Source organism: Capnocytophaga sp. G1920 (assembly GCF_051417515.1).
The window spans coordinates 31,894-47,103 of the sequence record NZ_JBPRKH010000013.1 but is presented as its reverse complement, the minus strand read 5'-3'; the positions used below and the strand labels follow the sequence as shown (position 1 = coordinate 47,103).

Below are 15,210 nucleotides of genomic sequence, written 5' to 3'. Positions count from 1 at the left end.
CACTCAAAATAAACTAAGTAACTAATGAAAATAGATGAATCATTGAACGTACATAGTAGCTTACTACAACTCATTGGTAATACGCCTCTTTTGGAATTACATAAAATTACCAAAGGGCTCAAAGGGCGTTATTTTGCTAAACTCGAAGCTTTCAATGTGGGTCATTCTGCTAAGGATAGGGTGGCTAAGTACATTGTAGAAGATGCCGAACGTAAGGGATTACTTAAACCAGGTAGTACCATCGTAGAAACTAGCTCTGGCAATACAGGCTACAGTTTGGCGATGATAAGTGCCCTAAGAGGCTACCGCTGTATCATTGCAATTAGCGATAAATCTTCTCACGACAAAGTGGAAATGCTACAAGCTTTAGGAGCTGAAGTGCATTTGTGTCCTTCAAATGTTGCTCCCGATGATCCTCGTTCTTATTACGAGGTAGCCAAACGCATACACAGCGAAATCCCCGATTCAATTTACATCAATCAGTATTTTAATCCACTAAACCCAGAATCTCATTACCAGACAGGTCGTGAGATATGGGAACAAACACAAGGCGAGATTACTCACGTGGTGGTATGTAGTGGAACAGGCGGTACCATTTCAGGTATTGCTCACTACCTAAAAGAGCAAAACCCAAGAGTGCAAGTATTAGGGGTAGATGCATATGGTTCGGCTATCAAAAAGTACCACGAGACACGAGAGTTTGACCCTGCCGAGGTATATCCATACAAGATAGAAGGAATAGGTAAAAACTTGATTCCTACTGCTACTGATTTTGATGTTATTGATGAGTTCATCAAAGTAACCGATAAAGATGCGGCACTCACCGCTCGTGAATTGGCACGTACTGAAGGACTTTTTATGGGTTATACCAGTGGGGCTGCTATGCAAGCGGTAAAACAATATGCTGAGGCAGGTAAATTCGAGGAAAATAGTATTGTAGTTGCCCTCCTCGCCGATCACGGTTCACGTTATATGAACAAAATCTACAGCGACGACTGGATGAAAAAACAAGGATTTATTGACTAACAATTATCAATTAACAAAATAAGATAAAGAACGAATGAAAGATTTATTTGAGCATATTTATGCAAATAAAGGAAGTATAGGGCGTTGGTCTGACCACGCCGAGGGGTATTATGTATTCCCTAAATTAGAAGGTGAATTAGGTCCTCATATGAAATTCCAAGGGAAAGAAATCCTAAACTGGAGTATTAACGACTATTTAGGGCTTGCCAATCATCCTGAAGTGCGCAAAGTAGATGCCGAAGCAGCTGCCGAGTATGGTGCAGCTTACCCTATGGGGGCTCGTATGATGAGTGGGCATACTACAATGCACGAAGAACTCGAAAAACGTTTAGCCAAATTTGTACACAAAGAAGCATCTTATTTGCTCAACTTCGGTTACCAAGGAATGGTATCTATCATTGATGCTTTGGTAACTAAGAATGACGTTATCGTGTACGATGTCGATTCACACGCTTGTATCATCGATGGGGTACGCTTGCATTTTGGTAAACGCTATACCTATCAACACAACGATATGGAGAGCTTTGAGAAAAACTTAGAGCGTGCTGCCAAATTAGCTGAAACTACAGGAGGCGGTATCTTGGTGATTTCAGAAGGTGTTTTCGGGATGCGTGGCGAACAAGGCAAACTTAAAGAAATCGTAGCCCTTAAAAAGAAATATCCTTTCCGCCTTTTAGTAGACGATGCTCACGGTTTTGGTACCTTAGGTCCTCGTGGTGAAGGAACAGGAGTTCACCAAGGAGTACAAGATGAAATTGATGTCTATTTCTCTACTTTTGCCAAATCAATGGCTGGTATTGGGGCTTTTGTAGCTGGAAATGCCAAAGTAGTAGATTATCTTAAATATAACCTCCGCTCTCAAATGTTTGCTAAATCACTTCCAATGATTTATGTAAAAGGTGCTTTGAAACGTTTGGAAATGATGGAAACAATGCCAGAACTACAACAAAAGTTATGGGATAACGTAAATCGTTTGCAAAACGGACTTAAAGAGCGTGGATTCAATATCGGTAATACCAATACTTGCGTAACGCCTGTATTCTTGCACGGTAGTATTCCAGAAGCAATGGCTATGGTAAACGATCTACGCGAGCACTACGGTATTTTCCTTTCTATTGTAGTTTATCCTGTGATTCCAAAAGGAATGATACTCTTGCGTATTATCCCTACCGCTTCACATAGTAAAGAAGATATCGACCGTACTTTGGAAGCATTCTCAGCGATTCGTGAGAAACTCGAAACAGGCGTATACCGCGCTATGAATGCTGAACTTACTAAAGAAATGGGAGATATGTAATTAATTATTAATTGAAAAAAATACTTTGCCAAAGTGAGATAGCTTATTGTGCTACAACCAACTTTGGCAAAGTTTTTGTGTATCTCCACCTTGTTCATTATTAATTGCTAATCGTTAATTGTTAATTGTCATCCCTACATATAACGAAATTGAGAATATAGAAGCTATCATAAAGGCAGTATTTGCCCAAAGTGATAAGTTTCATATCCTCATTGTAGACGACAATTCTCCTGATGGTACTGTCGATAAGGTACGCGAATTACAAAATATTTACCCTAACCAACTTTTTTTAGAGGTACGCACAGAGAAAAAGGGCTTAGGAACAGCTTATATTCACGGTTTTGAATGGGCATTAGCACGCGACTATGAATATATTTTTGAGATGGATGCCGATTTTTCTCATAACCCCACTGACCTCTTACGACTTTATGAGGCTTGTCAGCAAGGTGCTGATGTTGCGATTGGGTCGCGTTATGTAAAAGGTGTGAATGTAGTGAATTGGCCTTTGCAACGCATCTTGTTGTCCTATGGGGCTTCTATCTATGTGAGGGTGATTACAGGAATGAAAATCAAAGATCCTACTGCTGGCTTTGTGTGTTACCACCGAAGAGTATTAGAGAGCATCGACCTGAATACTATCCGATTTATAGGCTATGCCTTTCAAATAGAAATGAAGTATCGTGCTTACCTCAAGAAGTTTAAAATCACTGAAGTACCTATCATCTTTACCGATAGAATTAAAGGAAAATCAAAAATGAATAAAAGCATTATCCGTGAAGCTATCTTTGGCGTTATCGGAATGCGATTTAAAAAATAAATCAGCATAAAAAATATGGAATTTATAGGAAAAAGGTTTAAAAGCTTGCAGTACGTGTTTCAAGGGGTATTCTATTTAGTGAAGAATGAGCCCCCTGTGATAGTACATATCCTCATCTCTTTAGCTTGGGTAATTTTGGGCTTTTGTTTTGGTATTACTACTAACGAATGGATTATACAGCTTTTGTGTATAGGGTTAGTACTTTCGGTTGAAGGTCTCAATACAGCCGTTGAGAAACTCTGCGACTTCATCCACCCCGATCATCATAAAACTATTGGGATTATCAAAGATGTAGCTGCTGGAAGTGTAGGCTTCGCTGTGATACCTGTAAGCATTGTGCTCTGTATCATCTATTATCCTTATGTAATGGAACTCTTTTAATTTTTACTATGAAAGATATAGTAAAAGGGTATTTAGCAGCTTTTATTTCGGCGGTTACTTATGGTATGATTCCGCTGTTTATGATTCCTATCAAACAACAAGGTTTTTCAGTAGATGCGGCACTTTTCTATCGTTTCATTACAACAAGTCTCTTTATTATGGGGTATCTTTTCTACCGAAAGGAAACACTGCATATTACCCCGCGTGAAGTGTTTATCTTCCTTATTTTAGGATTGTTGTACGCCCTTTCAGCTGAATTTCTCTTTCTTGCCTACGATTTGCTCTCCCCAGGAATTGCTTCTACTATATTTTTTATGTATCCGCTTATAGTAGCACTTGCCTTGGGTATTTTCTTCAAAGAACATATTACTTTTCCTACGATTTTAGCACTTTTTATTGTATTAATAGGCGTTTTCTTACTCAGTGTAAAAGATGTAACAAACTTTTCAATCAACTATGTAGGGGCAGGAGTATCATTACTTGGGGCAGTTTCGTATGCACTCTATATGCTCATTGTCAATAAGTCTAAAATATCGGCTTCAGGAATAAAAGTATCGTTTTATTCTACTTTATTTTCTTCAGTTTATTTTCTTGTAAAACTATGGGTTATAGGTACACCTCTTCCTATCCCCGAAGTAAAGATGTGTTTACTACTCACAAGTTTCGGTATAGTAACTACTTTGTTTTCTATCATCACCCTTATTTATGCTATCAGAATGATAGGTTCAACTCCTACGGCTATTATTGGGGTAATGGAACCCATTGTAGCAGTAGCTATCAGTATTTGGATATTTCAACAAGAAAGCCTTACTACAAACCTCATTATAGGAGTGCTACTCATTATTATTGCGGTAATGATAGATATTTTAAAAAGAAAAAAGTAGAGATACAATGTAACTCTACTTTTATAATATTCTTACTTTACTTCTGTACCATTAGTAATTCCATCGGCATCAGGATTGATGAAGGTGTATTTGCCTTCGGAATTTTCTACCATTAGTATCATTCCTTGGCTTTCTACACCGCGTAGTTTGCGCGGAGCAAGGTTTACCAATACAGTTACCTTTTTACCTATAATCTCTTCAGGAGCAAAACTTTGTGCTATACCCGAAACAATAGTGCGTTTATCAATACCTGTATCTACTTTTAAAACGAGAAGTTTATCTGCCTTAGGCATCTTTTCAGCTTCCAAGATAGTACCAATGCGAATATCCATCTTTGCAAAATCATCGTAACTGATGAGCTCTTTTTGTGGAGCTACTTCAGTTTCAGTATTGGCTTGCGCTTCTTGCTTATTAGCTAATTTGGTATTCTCTAAACGCTGTAATTGCTTTTCGATAGTGGCATCTTCAATTTTTTCAAAAAGAAGTCCCGCAATACCTATGCGATGTCCTGTTTTGAGGAGCTCAGTAGCATTTGTTTTTAGGTTCTCCCAAGTGATAGACCCCAATTGCAACATACGTTTGAGTTTCTCGGAAGTGAAAGGTAAGAAAGGTTCGCTGGCAACAGCCAAAGCAGTGGCAATCTGTAAAGCGACGTACATTACTGTTTTTACGCGCTCAGGGTCGGTTTTGATGAGTTTCCAAGGCTCTTCATCAGCTAAATATTTATTGCCTAAGCGCGCCATATTCATCAGTTCTTGTTGAGCTTCACGAAAACGGTAGCGCTCTAACGATTGTTCTATCTTCTCGGTAAGTTCTGTGATTTGGCGAAGCGTTTCGGTGTCTATGTCGTTGAATTCTCCTGCTGCAGGCACTGCTCCTTCGTAATATTTCTGCGTTAGCACCGCTACTCTGTTAATGAAATTTCCAAAGATAGCCACAAGTTCGTTGTTGTTACGCGCTTGGAAGTCTTTCCAAGTAAAGTCGTTGTCTTTGGTTTCCGGAGCGTTAGCGGTAAGAACATAACGCAATACATCTTGCTGATTAGGAAAATCTTGCAAGTACTCGTGTAACCACACAGCCCAGTTTTTGGAGGTAGAGAGCTTGTTGCCTTCTAAGTTTAGGAACTCATTAGCAGGCACATTTGCAGGCAGTATAAAGCTACCTTCAGCTTTGAGCATTGCTGGGAAGATAATGCAATGGAATACGATATTGTCTTTCCCGATGAAATGTACCAATTGGGTATCACTGTCTTGCCAATAAGGACGCCAGTCTTTGCCTTCGCGTTCAGCCCACTCTTTAGTAGAAGAAATATAACCGATAGGCGCATCGAACCACACGTAGAGTACTTTGCCTTCAGCGCCTTCTACGGGTACGGGAATTCCCCAATCGAGGTCGCGAGTTACAGCACGCGGTTTGAGTTCGTCGTCTAACCAACTTTTCACCTGCCCATATACATTAGGTTTCCAATCGGATTTGTGACCTTCTAATATCCATTTTTCCAAAAACTCTTGGTAGCGATTGAGGGGTAAAAACCAGTGTTTGGTAGCTTTTAACGTAGGTTTGCTTCCTGTGATTGACGATTTAGGGTCGATGAGGTCGGTAGCGTTGAGTGAACTACCACAACGCTCACATTGGTCGCCGTAAGCCTCGGGATTGCCACATTTTGGACAAGTACCAATCACAAAGCGGTCGGCAAGGAATTGGTGAGCTTCTTCATCATAGAGTTGTTCGGATATTTCTTCGATAAAATCACCTTGTTCATATAGTTTTTTGAAGAAATCGGAAGCTGTTTGATGATGAATGGGAGCAGAAGTACGCGAATAGTTGTCGAATGAAATGCCAAAATCGGCAAACGATTGCTTGATAATCGCGTGGTATTTATCGATAATAGCCTGTGGGGTAGTATCTTCTTTTTTGGCTTTGATAGAGATGGCTACTCCGTGTTCATCGCTTCCGCAAATAAAGGCTACATCGTTGTTTTTTAAGCGTTGATAACGTGCAAAAATATCAGCTGGCACATATACTCCCGCCAAATGACCGATGTGAATAGGTCCATTGGTATAGGGTAGGGCTGCCGTAATGGTATAACGTTTAGACATTTTTTGAGTTTTGAATTATATATTTTGGGTGGCAAAGGTACGAATAAAAGTGAAAAGTAAAAAGTGAAAAGTGAAAAAGTATATTCTACGAGTGCGACCGACACGGGCAGATGGGGAAAAGACGAATAAAATATCCTCTCCCCAACCCTCTCCGAAGGAGAGGGAGTGTAGCAACGGAAAAAGTGAGACAAAAAATGAACGAACAAAAGACGGAGCGAGCCGCACGGGCAGATGGAGAAAAGACGAACAAAAGATGAACAAAAGATGAACAAAAGACGAACAAAAGACGAACAAAAGACGAACAAAAGACGAACAAAAGACGAACAAAAGACGAACAATGAACGAAGAAAGGATGGGGATAAAGTGAATCTAACGCAAAGATAAGTTGGAGCAAATTTAATGTACTTGGTTCAGAAAAGTATTAAAAATTTGCTCAAATAAAAAAATAAACCATATCTTTGCCTAATGAATATTTGGAGGCAAGTCGATTTTTAATAATCTTGAACAGAACTGATGAAAAAACTCAAATTTCCTACCCCTTACACCGTACTGATGCTGGTGATAGTGTTGGCTGCGAGCCTTACTTTTTTGTTGCCATCGGGGTCATATAGCACTTTGCAATATGATAAGCAACAAGACTCTTTTGTGATACACACTGCAAATAATTCTTATATTGTACCTGCTACTCAAGAACAACTCGACGGCTTGGGTATTCATATTCAGTTGAGCAAATTTAAAGATGAAAAAATTAAGAAACCTATTTCGATACCTAATACTTATGTGCAGAGTGTACCTCACCCGCAAGGAGCTAAATCTGTACTTTTTGCACCTATACGAGGAATCTACGACAGTATAGAGGTGATTCTCTTCGTACTCATATTAGGGGGCTTTATAGGGGTATTCAACAGTTCGGGAGCACTGAATATGGGCGTAGGCTATTTGGCACACCGACTCAAAGGGCGCGAGGGTATCCTTATCATTCTGCTCACTACCCTGTTGGCGCTGGGTGGCACTTCCTTTGGATTAGCTGAAGAGACACTTGCTTTCTACCCTATGTTAGTGCCTATTTTTTTAGCAGCGGGCTACGACCTAATGGTACCCTTAGCAGTGATTTACATAGGTTCAAATGTGGGCTCTATGACATCGACTACCAATCCGTTTGCGGTGATTATTGCCTCAGATGCCGCCGGAGTAGATTGGACGTCAGGGCTTAGCGTACGTGTGATAGCCTTAGCGGTATGTGTACTGATAAGCATTATTTATATTATTCGTTATGCCGAGAAAGTACGCAAACACCCCGAAAAGTCAATTGTGTATGGAGTAGTCCTCCCTGAAATCTACAGTGCTAATGCCCCAGAAAAGACCACTTCCTTAGAGCTTTCTACTAAAATAGAGCTCTTAGTATTTGCGCTCTCGTTTATAGTGATGATTGTAGGTGTGTCGCAATGGGAATGGTGGTTTCAAGAGATGACAGCTCTCTTCTTGGTAGCTGCTGTTGTGATTGCTATCTTACAACGTAGTAGTGAACAACAGTTTATTAGTCAGTTTATGGCAGGAGCACGCGATTTGCTGAGCGTAGCCTTTATCATAGGGATAGCCAGAGGGGTATCGTTTATACTGAACGACGGACAAATATCGGGTACGATTTTGCATTACGCCACTGACCTTGTGCAAGGAATGTCGCCAATGGTCTTTTTGCCAATGCTAATGTTAGTATTTGGTGTACTGAGTTTATTTATAGCTTCTTCCTCAGGAATGGCGGTACTCACGATGCCTATCATAGGGTCACTGGCTTCGGTTGTAGGAGTAGAAGGGCATAGTGTGGTGAGTGCTTATCTTTTTGGAATGGGTATTATGGGGCTTATCACCCCTACGGGACTTATCTTACCTTCACTGGCAATGGTGAATATTAACTACAAACAATGGTTGCAGTTTTGTATGCCATTGGTGATTATCTTTGCAGTAGTACTCACTATCTTATTGTGGATTTAAAATATAAAACTTATGAATATCACTTTTATTATTATTCTTCTTGCGACTATAGCAATGAGTTATTATGGATTTAACAATCCTACTTTTTTCAACCGTTATAAGTTTAATGTAGGAGCAGTGCAAAAGGGCGATTATGTGCGATTGGTATCCTCGGGCTTCTTGCACGCCAACTGGGAACACCTCATTTTTAATATGATTTCACTCTACTTCTTTCAAGATGTGATTATCGGTTCTATGGGGAACCTACTATTCTTGCTTATCTATTTTGGTTCAATGCTACTAGGGAGTGTGTTTAGTTTGTACATTTACAAAAAACAGCCCTATTACTCCGCCATAGGGGCTTCGGGAGCTGTATCGGGGATTATTTTTGCAGCTATTGCTCTATATCCTACAGCATTAAGTGTAAACTTCTTGCCAGGATGGCTCTTTGGAGCATTGTATTTTGGGTATTCGGTATTTATGATGTTCAACCCACAACAAGGAGATAATTTAGGGCACGCAGCTCATTTAGGTGGGGCACTCTTTGGCTTGGCAGTAGTAATAGTCTACGCTCCTGAGGTAGTGATACGCCACGCTTTCTATTTGGGAATAATGGCATTGCCTTTGGGCTATATGGGAGTGCGATTGTTAAAAAAATGAGGAAATTAGCAAATTAGCAAATCATTATGAGTTATCTACAAGAAGTTATTACTGATGTTTTAGAAAACTATTCTGATAAGATAGAGCGTCTTGTGTTTGTTACTACGGGTAAACGCCCTGCACTCTTCCTCAAAAAACACTTTGCCGAGCAGATAAAGCACGCTACCATTGCCCCTGAGTTCATCGGCATAGCCGACCTATTTACGCGTATTTCGGACCTGCAACCTATCAGCAATTTGCCTTTGCTCTTCGAGTTTTACGATTGTTATGTAAAAACTTGTAAAGATACCCCCGATAGCTTTGAAGAGTTCCTCAGCTGGGGACAAACGGCTCTCAAAGATTTTAGTGAAATCGACCAATATTTGGTAAATCCCGATAAGATATTCCCTTATATTCACGCTCTCAAAGAAGTAGAACATTGGTCGGGTATGGACGAACTTAGCGAGATGCAGAAGAAACACTTAGCATTTTGGAACAGCCTCGGCGATTACTATTTTGCTCTCAACAGTAAACTCACCGAAATGGGTAAAGGTTATGGCGGTTTCATCGCTAAAAAAGCTGTAGAAGAACTCCCAAAATACCTGCAAACACACAGCAATAGCATTCATATATTCGTCGGTTTCAACGCCCTTTCCAAAGCCGAACAGAAAGTTATACAATCTATATTAATGGATTTAGGTGGCGAAATTTATTGGGACGGCGATACTTATTTTTTAAACAATCCTGCCCACGATGCGGGATTCTTCTTGCGTAAATATATAAACAGTTGGCGTTATTACCAAACCCATAAACCTAAGTTTATACAAAGCAACTACGAAAAAGACAAAGAACTCTATCTCACGGGAGTGCCCAAAAGCATCAATCAGGCACATAGTGTAGCCGAACTGCTCAAAAATACCCCTGCCAAAGCATTGGAAAAAACCGCCCTCATCATCGCTGATGAGAATTTGCTCATACCTGTACTACAAGCCGTACAACCCAAAACAAGTGTGAACATCACTATGGGTTACCCTTTGCAACAAACGCCTCTCAACGACCTTTTTGTCGCCTATTTCCGCTTGCATCTTTCCAAGAGTTTTTACCATAAAGATATACTGAACCTGCTCTCTCAACCTTTCTTACACACCTTGCTAAAAGAAGAAGAGGTGCGCCATATTTCGCAGTATATCAAAACGCACAACCTCACCTATATCACCCGTAAAAAGCTATTCGAGTCGGTAGATGATACTGAACACGAGATGCTCACTTTACTATTCCCCGATGCCAAAGGCAAAGCACTCATCATTACCCTTATCGACAATGCTATTACGCTTATCTATCGCCTAAAAGCACAAATCAACCCTAAGAGCAATACTCACCTACTCACTCAAGAGTATGCTTATCGCTTCTTCCAGTTATTCAATCAGTTGAAGCAGTTGCAAGAGCAGTACAACTATATCGATTCGGTGAAAACGCTCTATCATTTTTACTTAGATGTATTACAGAAGAGTTCGCTCAATTTCCGCGGTGAGCCTTTGGAAGGCTTGCAAGTGATGGGGGTACTGGAAAGCCGTAGTTTGGATTTTGAGCGCGTGATTATCACTTCGGTAAACGAAGGCGTATTACCCTTAGGCAAAAGCGACAACTCTCTGATTCCTTACGATGTGAAGTACGAACTGGAATTGCCCACCTACAAAGAGCGTGATGCGGTGTACAGTTACAACTTCTACCGTATTTTACAGCGCGCCAAACAAGTACACCTATTCTACGATACCGAGATGAATAGTCTGAAAAGTAAGGAAAAAAGTAGGTTTATCCTCCAATTGTTGGCAGAGAAAATTCCCACCCACAAGGTGATACACCAAATAAAAGCCCCTGAGGTATATCCTGCTGTGTTGCGACCTCTTAACATCAAAAAAACAACCTCTGTAATCGATGCACTAAAGGCACTTGCCGAGAAAGGCATTTCACCTTCAGCACTAACTACCTATATCCGCAATCCACTCACTTTCTATGAGCAACAAGTACTACAGGTATACGAAGAAAAAGAGGTAGAAGAAACTGTTGAAGCCCGTACTTTTGGAAATATCGTACACGGAACTTTAGAAGATTTGTATACACCTTTCTTAAACGAAATACTCACCGAAGAGCACATCAAAAAAATGTACCCTTTGGTACTCCCTACTATCGAAAAACGCTTTGAGGAAGAATATAGAAGCACTGATTTTAGGACGGGTAAAAACTGGCTTATTTTCAATGTAATAGAGAAATATGTGCGTAGTTTTTTAACTTTAGAACTCAACGAAATAAAGAGTGGTATCGAAATCATTCCTCTGTATTTAGAACAGAAAATAAAAATACCTTTCCAAGCTTCTCACTTGCCTTTTCTTGTTAATTTCAAAGGGATTATCGACCGGGTGGATAGACGTAACGGAGTGTTGCATATCATTGACTACAAAACAGGAATTGTAGAAGAAACCGATGTGCGTATCAAAGATTGGGAGAGTCTTATTACTGACATCAAGTACGGCAAAGCCTTCCAACTCCTCACTTATGCTTATATGATTACCCAGCATTTCAAGATTAATGAACCGATGATAGTTGCCAACCTATCATTCAAGCGTTTGCAAAAAGGATTCTTGCGTTTCCACACCTATATCGACAAGGTAAAAGAGTATGATGTAACCGCTCAAACTCTTGCTTTGTACAGTCAGTATACCGAAGAACTATTGCGCGAAATCTTTGATATAGAGAGACCTTTTTACGAGAAACTATAGTATTTATATCTTAAATTCCTTTTATACGTTTATCAGCTTAGCATTTTCTGAGCTTTTTTTACAGCTTCTACAAAGGTATCTATTTCTTCAAAGGTATTGTAAACAGCAAAGCTGGCACGAACTGTACCTGGTATACAGTAGAAGTCCATAATAGGTTGGGCACAATGATGCCCCGTACGTACAGCAATTCCCAATTGGTCGAGAATTACACCTACATCGTAAGGGTGAATGTTTTGTAAGTTAAATGATATAACAGCGGTACGCTTACTCAAATCATCATTACCGTAAAGAGTAATGCCTTCTATATTTTGTAATTTAGCGATAGCATATTCTAATAATTTGTGTTCGTGTGTAGCAATAGCTTCCATTCCCAATTGCTGTATATAGTCAATTGTTGCTCCAAACGCAATACCTCCACAAATATTAGGAGTACCTGCTTCAAACTTATAAGGGAGGTCGGCATAAGTACTCTCTTCAAAATGCACTTCTTTTATCATTTCTCCCCCTCCTTGATAAGGAGGTAATTGTAATAGTAATTCTTCTTTACCATACAACACTCCTATCCCCGTAGGTCCGTACATTTTATGAGCTGAAACAGCATAGAAATCAACATCGAGAGTTTGCATATCGGGTTGCAAATGTGGGGCTGCTTGTGCTCCATCTACTAAAACAACAGCTCCTACACGGTGTGCTTTTTCTATAATTTCTTCTATAGGGTGAATATTTCCTAAGGCGTTCGATACGTGCTGTACACACACTATCTTCGTACGTTTATTTAGCAGTTGGTTATACACCTCTAAGTCCAAAATTCCTTTCTCATTCATCGGGATTACCTTTAGGGTAGCCCCACTCCGTTGACAAGCTAATTGCCAAGGCACTATATTGCTGTGGTGTTCTGAAGCCGAAATAATTACTTCGTCTCTCTCTTGCATCAGTGAGCCATAACCGTTAGCCACTAAATTAATACCGTGCGTAGTTCCCGTAGTAAAAAGAATTTCAGAGCTTTTACGGGCATTGAAATGGCGTTGTAGTTTCTTCCTCGCTTCTTCATAAGCATCAGTAGCTTCTTGGCTGAGAGTATGTACTCCACGGTGTATATTAGCGTTTTGATAACTGTAATAATGCACTATTGCCTCTATCACTTGTGTAGGCGTTTGCGAAGTTGCTCCATTATCAAAATAGATAAGAGGTTTGTTATGAATAGTACGTGAGAGTATAGGGAAGTCCGTTCTTATTTCAAGAATACTTTTCATTGTTCGTTATTTTGGGTGCAAAGATACAACATTTTTATTGTATTACCACAAACCTAAAATCAAACGGATTAAAGTCTTTTATTAACTCAGGAATGAGTTCTTCTCCTTTCATCAAATAGAAATCTGTGAAGTTAGCAAAACGCTCCTGTAAGGCTCCGTTAGGAAAGAGTTCATTTTGTAAAAAAATAGTCTGTTCCAATTCCTCTGCAAACTTCCTTTTCTGGGCTTTTAAGAGGCGTTTTTCCAGTTTGTCTAACCCTTTCAGTTGTCTTACTTCTTGTGCTTTTACAGCGTTCTCAAAAGTAATATCAGTGTGTTTAGCTAACTCATATAAATGCTCAAACTGCTTGTGTAGTAACTCTTTTTCAGGGGTAAAATCTATAGGAAATTCGCTTAACTGTCTTACTTTCTTGTTTTTTAAATCTTCTGGTTTTAGAAATAAGTCTTCTACTGAAAGTTTTAGTTTTTGTAGTTTTTCAGCTTGTCTTTGCGAAATAAGCATTGCTGAATTGCGTAGCATTAGTATCGGGAAGGGTACTTTCTCCTTATTGAAAAAGCCTTTTAATTCCAGCCAATAAGCTATTTCACCGCCTCCACCAATATATGCCAAATTGGGTAATATTACCTCTTGATATAAAGGTCGTAAGATTACATTGGGCGAAAATCGTTCTGGATAGGTGCGTAGTTCCTCTAAAATCCCCTCCTCAGAAAAACGAATATCCGTACCGTGTACCTCAAAGCCGTCCGCAGTGCGCACAAGACGATGTCGTCCTCCTTCTGTAAGATAAAACATATTCACCTCACGAGGGTTCACTTGCACGGGATAAGAGCTATTTACAGTCTGTAAAGCCTTAATACTTTTAGTAACCTCAGTATGTGCCACACTGTGCAGTAAATCATCGCTTATGTAAGGGATAAATTGCCTTTTTAGGGCTTTATCGTTGCCATCTATTACTACAACTCCGTATGTTTCGAAGAGAGCATTTACTAAGTAACGAGTGGCAGAGGCTAAATCTTTATTTTTCAGATAACTATCGTGGAAGAGTGTGCGCAAAGTATTAGCATTTTTGCCTAGACCTATGGCTTTGTCAAAAGTCTGAAACACCGCTTCAAGTGTGTCAGTAGCAAAGTTGCCTGTGGCTCCTGTTTGGTCGCTATTCCAGCAAATTGTGCGATTGTTGAAGTGAAAGTGGTTAATCTCCTCAAAATCGTGGTCTTCTGTAGCCATCCAATATACAGGTACAAAGTGCTTATCAGGGTACTTTTCGGCGAGCTGTTTAGCTGTATTAATTACCGAAATTATCTTGAAAATGAAGTAAAGATGTCCTGTAAAAAGACTTAATTGATGTCCCGTAGTGATGGTAAAAGTATTACTTTTGGATAAAAGTTCGATATTTTTAAGTACTTTCGGAGTAGTTTTCACCTCAGCGTATTGTTCTTTTAAACTACTGACCAAAATATGGCGTTTCTCCTCAGTAAAATCAAGAGCTTTTTCGTCTATTTGCTTTTTAAATTCTAACAATGAAGGGAAATTATGATAAAAAGGACGTAATTTTTTATTCTCACCTACATAATCAGTGATGAGTTTAGAGAAAAAACGAATATTTTGATAAGGAATATAAGCGGTAATCATACGCTTTTTAGTGTTTTATTATTCGTCGTCTAATGAAGAGTCATCAGGTATATCTAAATTGCTTACACTCATATCATCTTCTTCGTTATTCATAAAGTCATCATCTTCGTCGAAGTTTTCCATAGTGTCAGCTAAGCGGGTACTTACTTTCACTAAATATATAGTGTCATCAGTACGGACTTCCAAGGCATCAACTGTTTCATTTTTAGCGTTCTTAAAACGAATCACATCTGCATCTGTATACCCTTCGGGGTATTTCTCTACCAACATTGAGAGAATCTCATTAGTTAGTTTGTTGTAGTCTACTATTACACGTTTCATATTAATATTACTTTTCACGGGGCGAAAGTAAGTCAATTTTTATAATTACAAAATAAAAAATCTACTTTTTTTTATTTTGTTGTATCTTTGTCCCGCAATAAAGCCCATTTTT

Annotated in this window: 13 protein-coding genes; 9 read left to right on the top strand and 4 right to left on the bottom strand. The window is 39.4% G+C overall.

All coding sequences use genetic code 11. The features are described from left to right. Positions 1-24 precede the first annotated feature (24 nt). The 5 genes from ACSQ7D_RS08585 (at position 25) to ACSQ7D_RS08565 (ending at position 4,405) form a co-directional block, all read left to right on the top strand. Positions 25-1,026: a PLP-dependent cysteine synthase family protein gene (locus tag ACSQ7D_RS08585; RefSeq protein WP_437135957.1), complete on the top strand. Its 1,002-nt coding sequence runs from the start codon at positions 25-27 to the stop codon at positions 1,024-1,026. A 34-nt stretch (positions 1,027-1,060) separates the two neighbouring features. Next, the gene (locus ACSQ7D_RS08580) at positions 1,061-2,323 is read left to right on the top strand and encodes an aminotransferase class I/II-fold pyridoxal phosphate-dependent enzyme (RefSeq protein WP_181832143.1); all 1,263 of its coding nucleotides are present in this window, start codon (positions 1,061-1,063) and stop codon (positions 2,321-2,323) included. Positions 2,324-2,441: 118 nt separating this feature from the next. Next, positions 2,442-3,140, top strand: a complete 699-nt coding sequence (locus ACSQ7D_RS08575; protein WP_437135956.1) for a polyprenol monophosphomannose synthase — start codon at positions 2,442-2,444, stop codon at positions 3,138-3,140. Between the two features lie 15 nt (positions 3,141-3,155). Continuing rightward, positions 3,156-3,521, top strand: coding sequence for a diacylglycerol kinase family protein (locus ACSQ7D_RS08570; RefSeq protein WP_437135955.1), 366 nt, complete (start codon positions 3,156-3,158; stop codon positions 3,519-3,521). An 8-nt stretch (positions 3,522-3,529) separates the two neighbouring features. Beyond that, the gene (locus ACSQ7D_RS08565; RefSeq protein WP_437135954.1) at positions 3,530-4,405 is read left to right on the top strand and encodes a DMT family transporter; all 876 of its coding nucleotides are present in this window, start codon (positions 3,530-3,532) and stop codon (positions 4,403-4,405) included. A 32-nt stretch (positions 4,406-4,437) separates the two neighbouring features. Here ACSQ7D_RS08565 and metG read toward each other — a convergent pair whose 3' ends face one another. After that, entirely contained in the window at positions 4,438-6,504 is a 2,067-nt protein-coding gene (gene metG / locus ACSQ7D_RS08560) for a methionine--tRNA ligase (RefSeq protein ID WP_437135953.1), read from the bottom strand. A 231-nt stretch (positions 6,505-6,735) separates the two neighbouring features. Here metG and ACSQ7D_RS08555 point away from each other — a divergent pair, with 231 nt between their 5' ends. The 4 genes from ACSQ7D_RS08555 to ACSQ7D_RS08540 all read left to right on the top strand — a co-directional run bounded on the left by ACSQ7D_RS08555 (position 6,736) and on the right by ACSQ7D_RS08540 (position 11,891). Continuing rightward, positions 6,736-6,888: a hypothetical protein gene (locus ACSQ7D_RS08555; protein WP_437135952.1), complete on the top strand. Its 153-nt coding sequence runs from the start codon at positions 6,736-6,738 to the stop codon at positions 6,886-6,888. Positions 6,889-7,017: 129 nt separating this feature from the next. Beyond that, positions 7,018-8,496 (top strand): YfcC family protein, encoded by a 1,479-nt coding sequence (locus ACSQ7D_RS08550; RefSeq protein WP_437135951.1) that lies wholly within the window; start codon positions 7,018-7,020, stop codon positions 8,494-8,496. A gap of 12 nt (positions 8,497-8,508) precedes the next feature. Further along, the gene (locus ACSQ7D_RS08545) at positions 8,509-9,135 is read left to right on the top strand and encodes a rhomboid family intramembrane serine protease (protein WP_437135950.1); all 627 of its coding nucleotides are present in this window, start codon (positions 8,509-8,511) and stop codon (positions 9,133-9,135) included. A gap of 26 nt (positions 9,136-9,161) precedes the next feature. Beyond that, entirely contained in the window at positions 9,162-11,891 is a 2,730-nt protein-coding gene (locus ACSQ7D_RS08540) for a PD-(D/E)XK nuclease family protein (RefSeq protein ID WP_437135949.1), read from the top strand. A 32-nt stretch (positions 11,892-11,923) separates the two neighbouring features. Here the strand turns inward: ACSQ7D_RS08540 and ACSQ7D_RS08535 are convergent, their stop codons facing one another. From ACSQ7D_RS08535 to ACSQ7D_RS08525, 3 genes are read right to left on the bottom strand one after another with little or no spacing between them, the layout of a single operon-like run. Continuing rightward, entirely contained in the window at positions 11,924-13,144 is a 1,221-nt protein-coding gene (locus ACSQ7D_RS08535; RefSeq protein WP_437135948.1) for an aminotransferase class V-fold PLP-dependent enzyme, read from the bottom strand. Between the two features lie 34 nt (positions 13,145-13,178). Then, complete coding sequence (bshC, locus tag ACSQ7D_RS08530; RefSeq protein WP_437135947.1) at positions 13,179-14,777, bottom strand: bacillithiol biosynthesis cysteine-adding enzyme BshC; 1,599 nt, start codon at positions 14,775-14,777, stop codon at positions 13,179-13,181. Positions 14,778-14,795: 18 nt separating this feature from the next. Then, complete coding sequence (locus ACSQ7D_RS08525) at positions 14,796-15,098, bottom strand: hypothetical protein (protein WP_002671767.1); 303 nt, start codon at positions 15,096-15,098, stop codon at positions 14,796-14,798. Positions 15,099-15,210 lie beyond the last annotated feature (112 nt).

Coding starts and splice junctions, on each gene's coding strand:
- ACSQ7D_RS08525 (WP_002671767.1), bottom strand. CDS start 15,098: ATGAAACGTGTAATAGTAGACTACAACAAACTAACTAATGAGATTCTC.
- ACSQ7D_RS08570 (WP_437135955.1), top strand. CDS start 3,156: ATGGAATTTATAGGAAAAAGGTTTAAAAGCTTGCAGTACGTGTTTCAA.
- ACSQ7D_RS08580 (WP_181832143.1), top strand. CDS start 1,061: ATGAAAGATTTATTTGAGCATATTTATGCAAATAAAGGAAGTATAGGG.
- ACSQ7D_RS08565 (WP_437135954.1), top strand. CDS start 3,530: ATGAAAGATATAGTAAAAGGGTATTTAGCAGCTTTTATTTCGGCGGTT.
- ACSQ7D_RS08550 (WP_437135951.1), top strand. CDS start 7,018: ATGAAAAAACTCAAATTTCCTACCCCTTACACCGTACTGATGCTGGTG.
- ACSQ7D_RS08585 (WP_437135957.1), top strand. CDS start 25: ATGAAAATAGATGAATCATTGAACGTACATAGTAGCTTACTACAACTC.
- ACSQ7D_RS08540 (WP_437135949.1), top strand. CDS start 9,162: ATGAGTTATCTACAAGAAGTTATTACTGATGTTTTAGAAAACTATTCT.
- bshC (WP_437135947.1), bottom strand. CDS start 14,777: ATGATTACCGCTTATATTCCTTATCAAAATATTCGTTTTTTCTCTAAA.
- ACSQ7D_RS08555 (WP_437135952.1), top strand. CDS start 6,736: ATGGAGAAAAGACGAACAAAAGATGAACAAAAGATGAACAAAAGACGA.
- metG (WP_437135953.1), bottom strand. CDS start 6,504: ATGTCTAAACGTTATACCATTACGGCAGCCCTACCCTATACCAATGGA.
- ACSQ7D_RS08535 (WP_437135948.1), bottom strand. CDS start 13,144: ATGAAAAGTATTCTTGAAATAAGAACGGACTTCCCTATACTCTCACGT.
- ACSQ7D_RS08545 (WP_437135950.1), top strand. CDS start 8,509: ATGAATATCACTTTTATTATTATTCTTCTTGCGACTATAGCAATGAGT.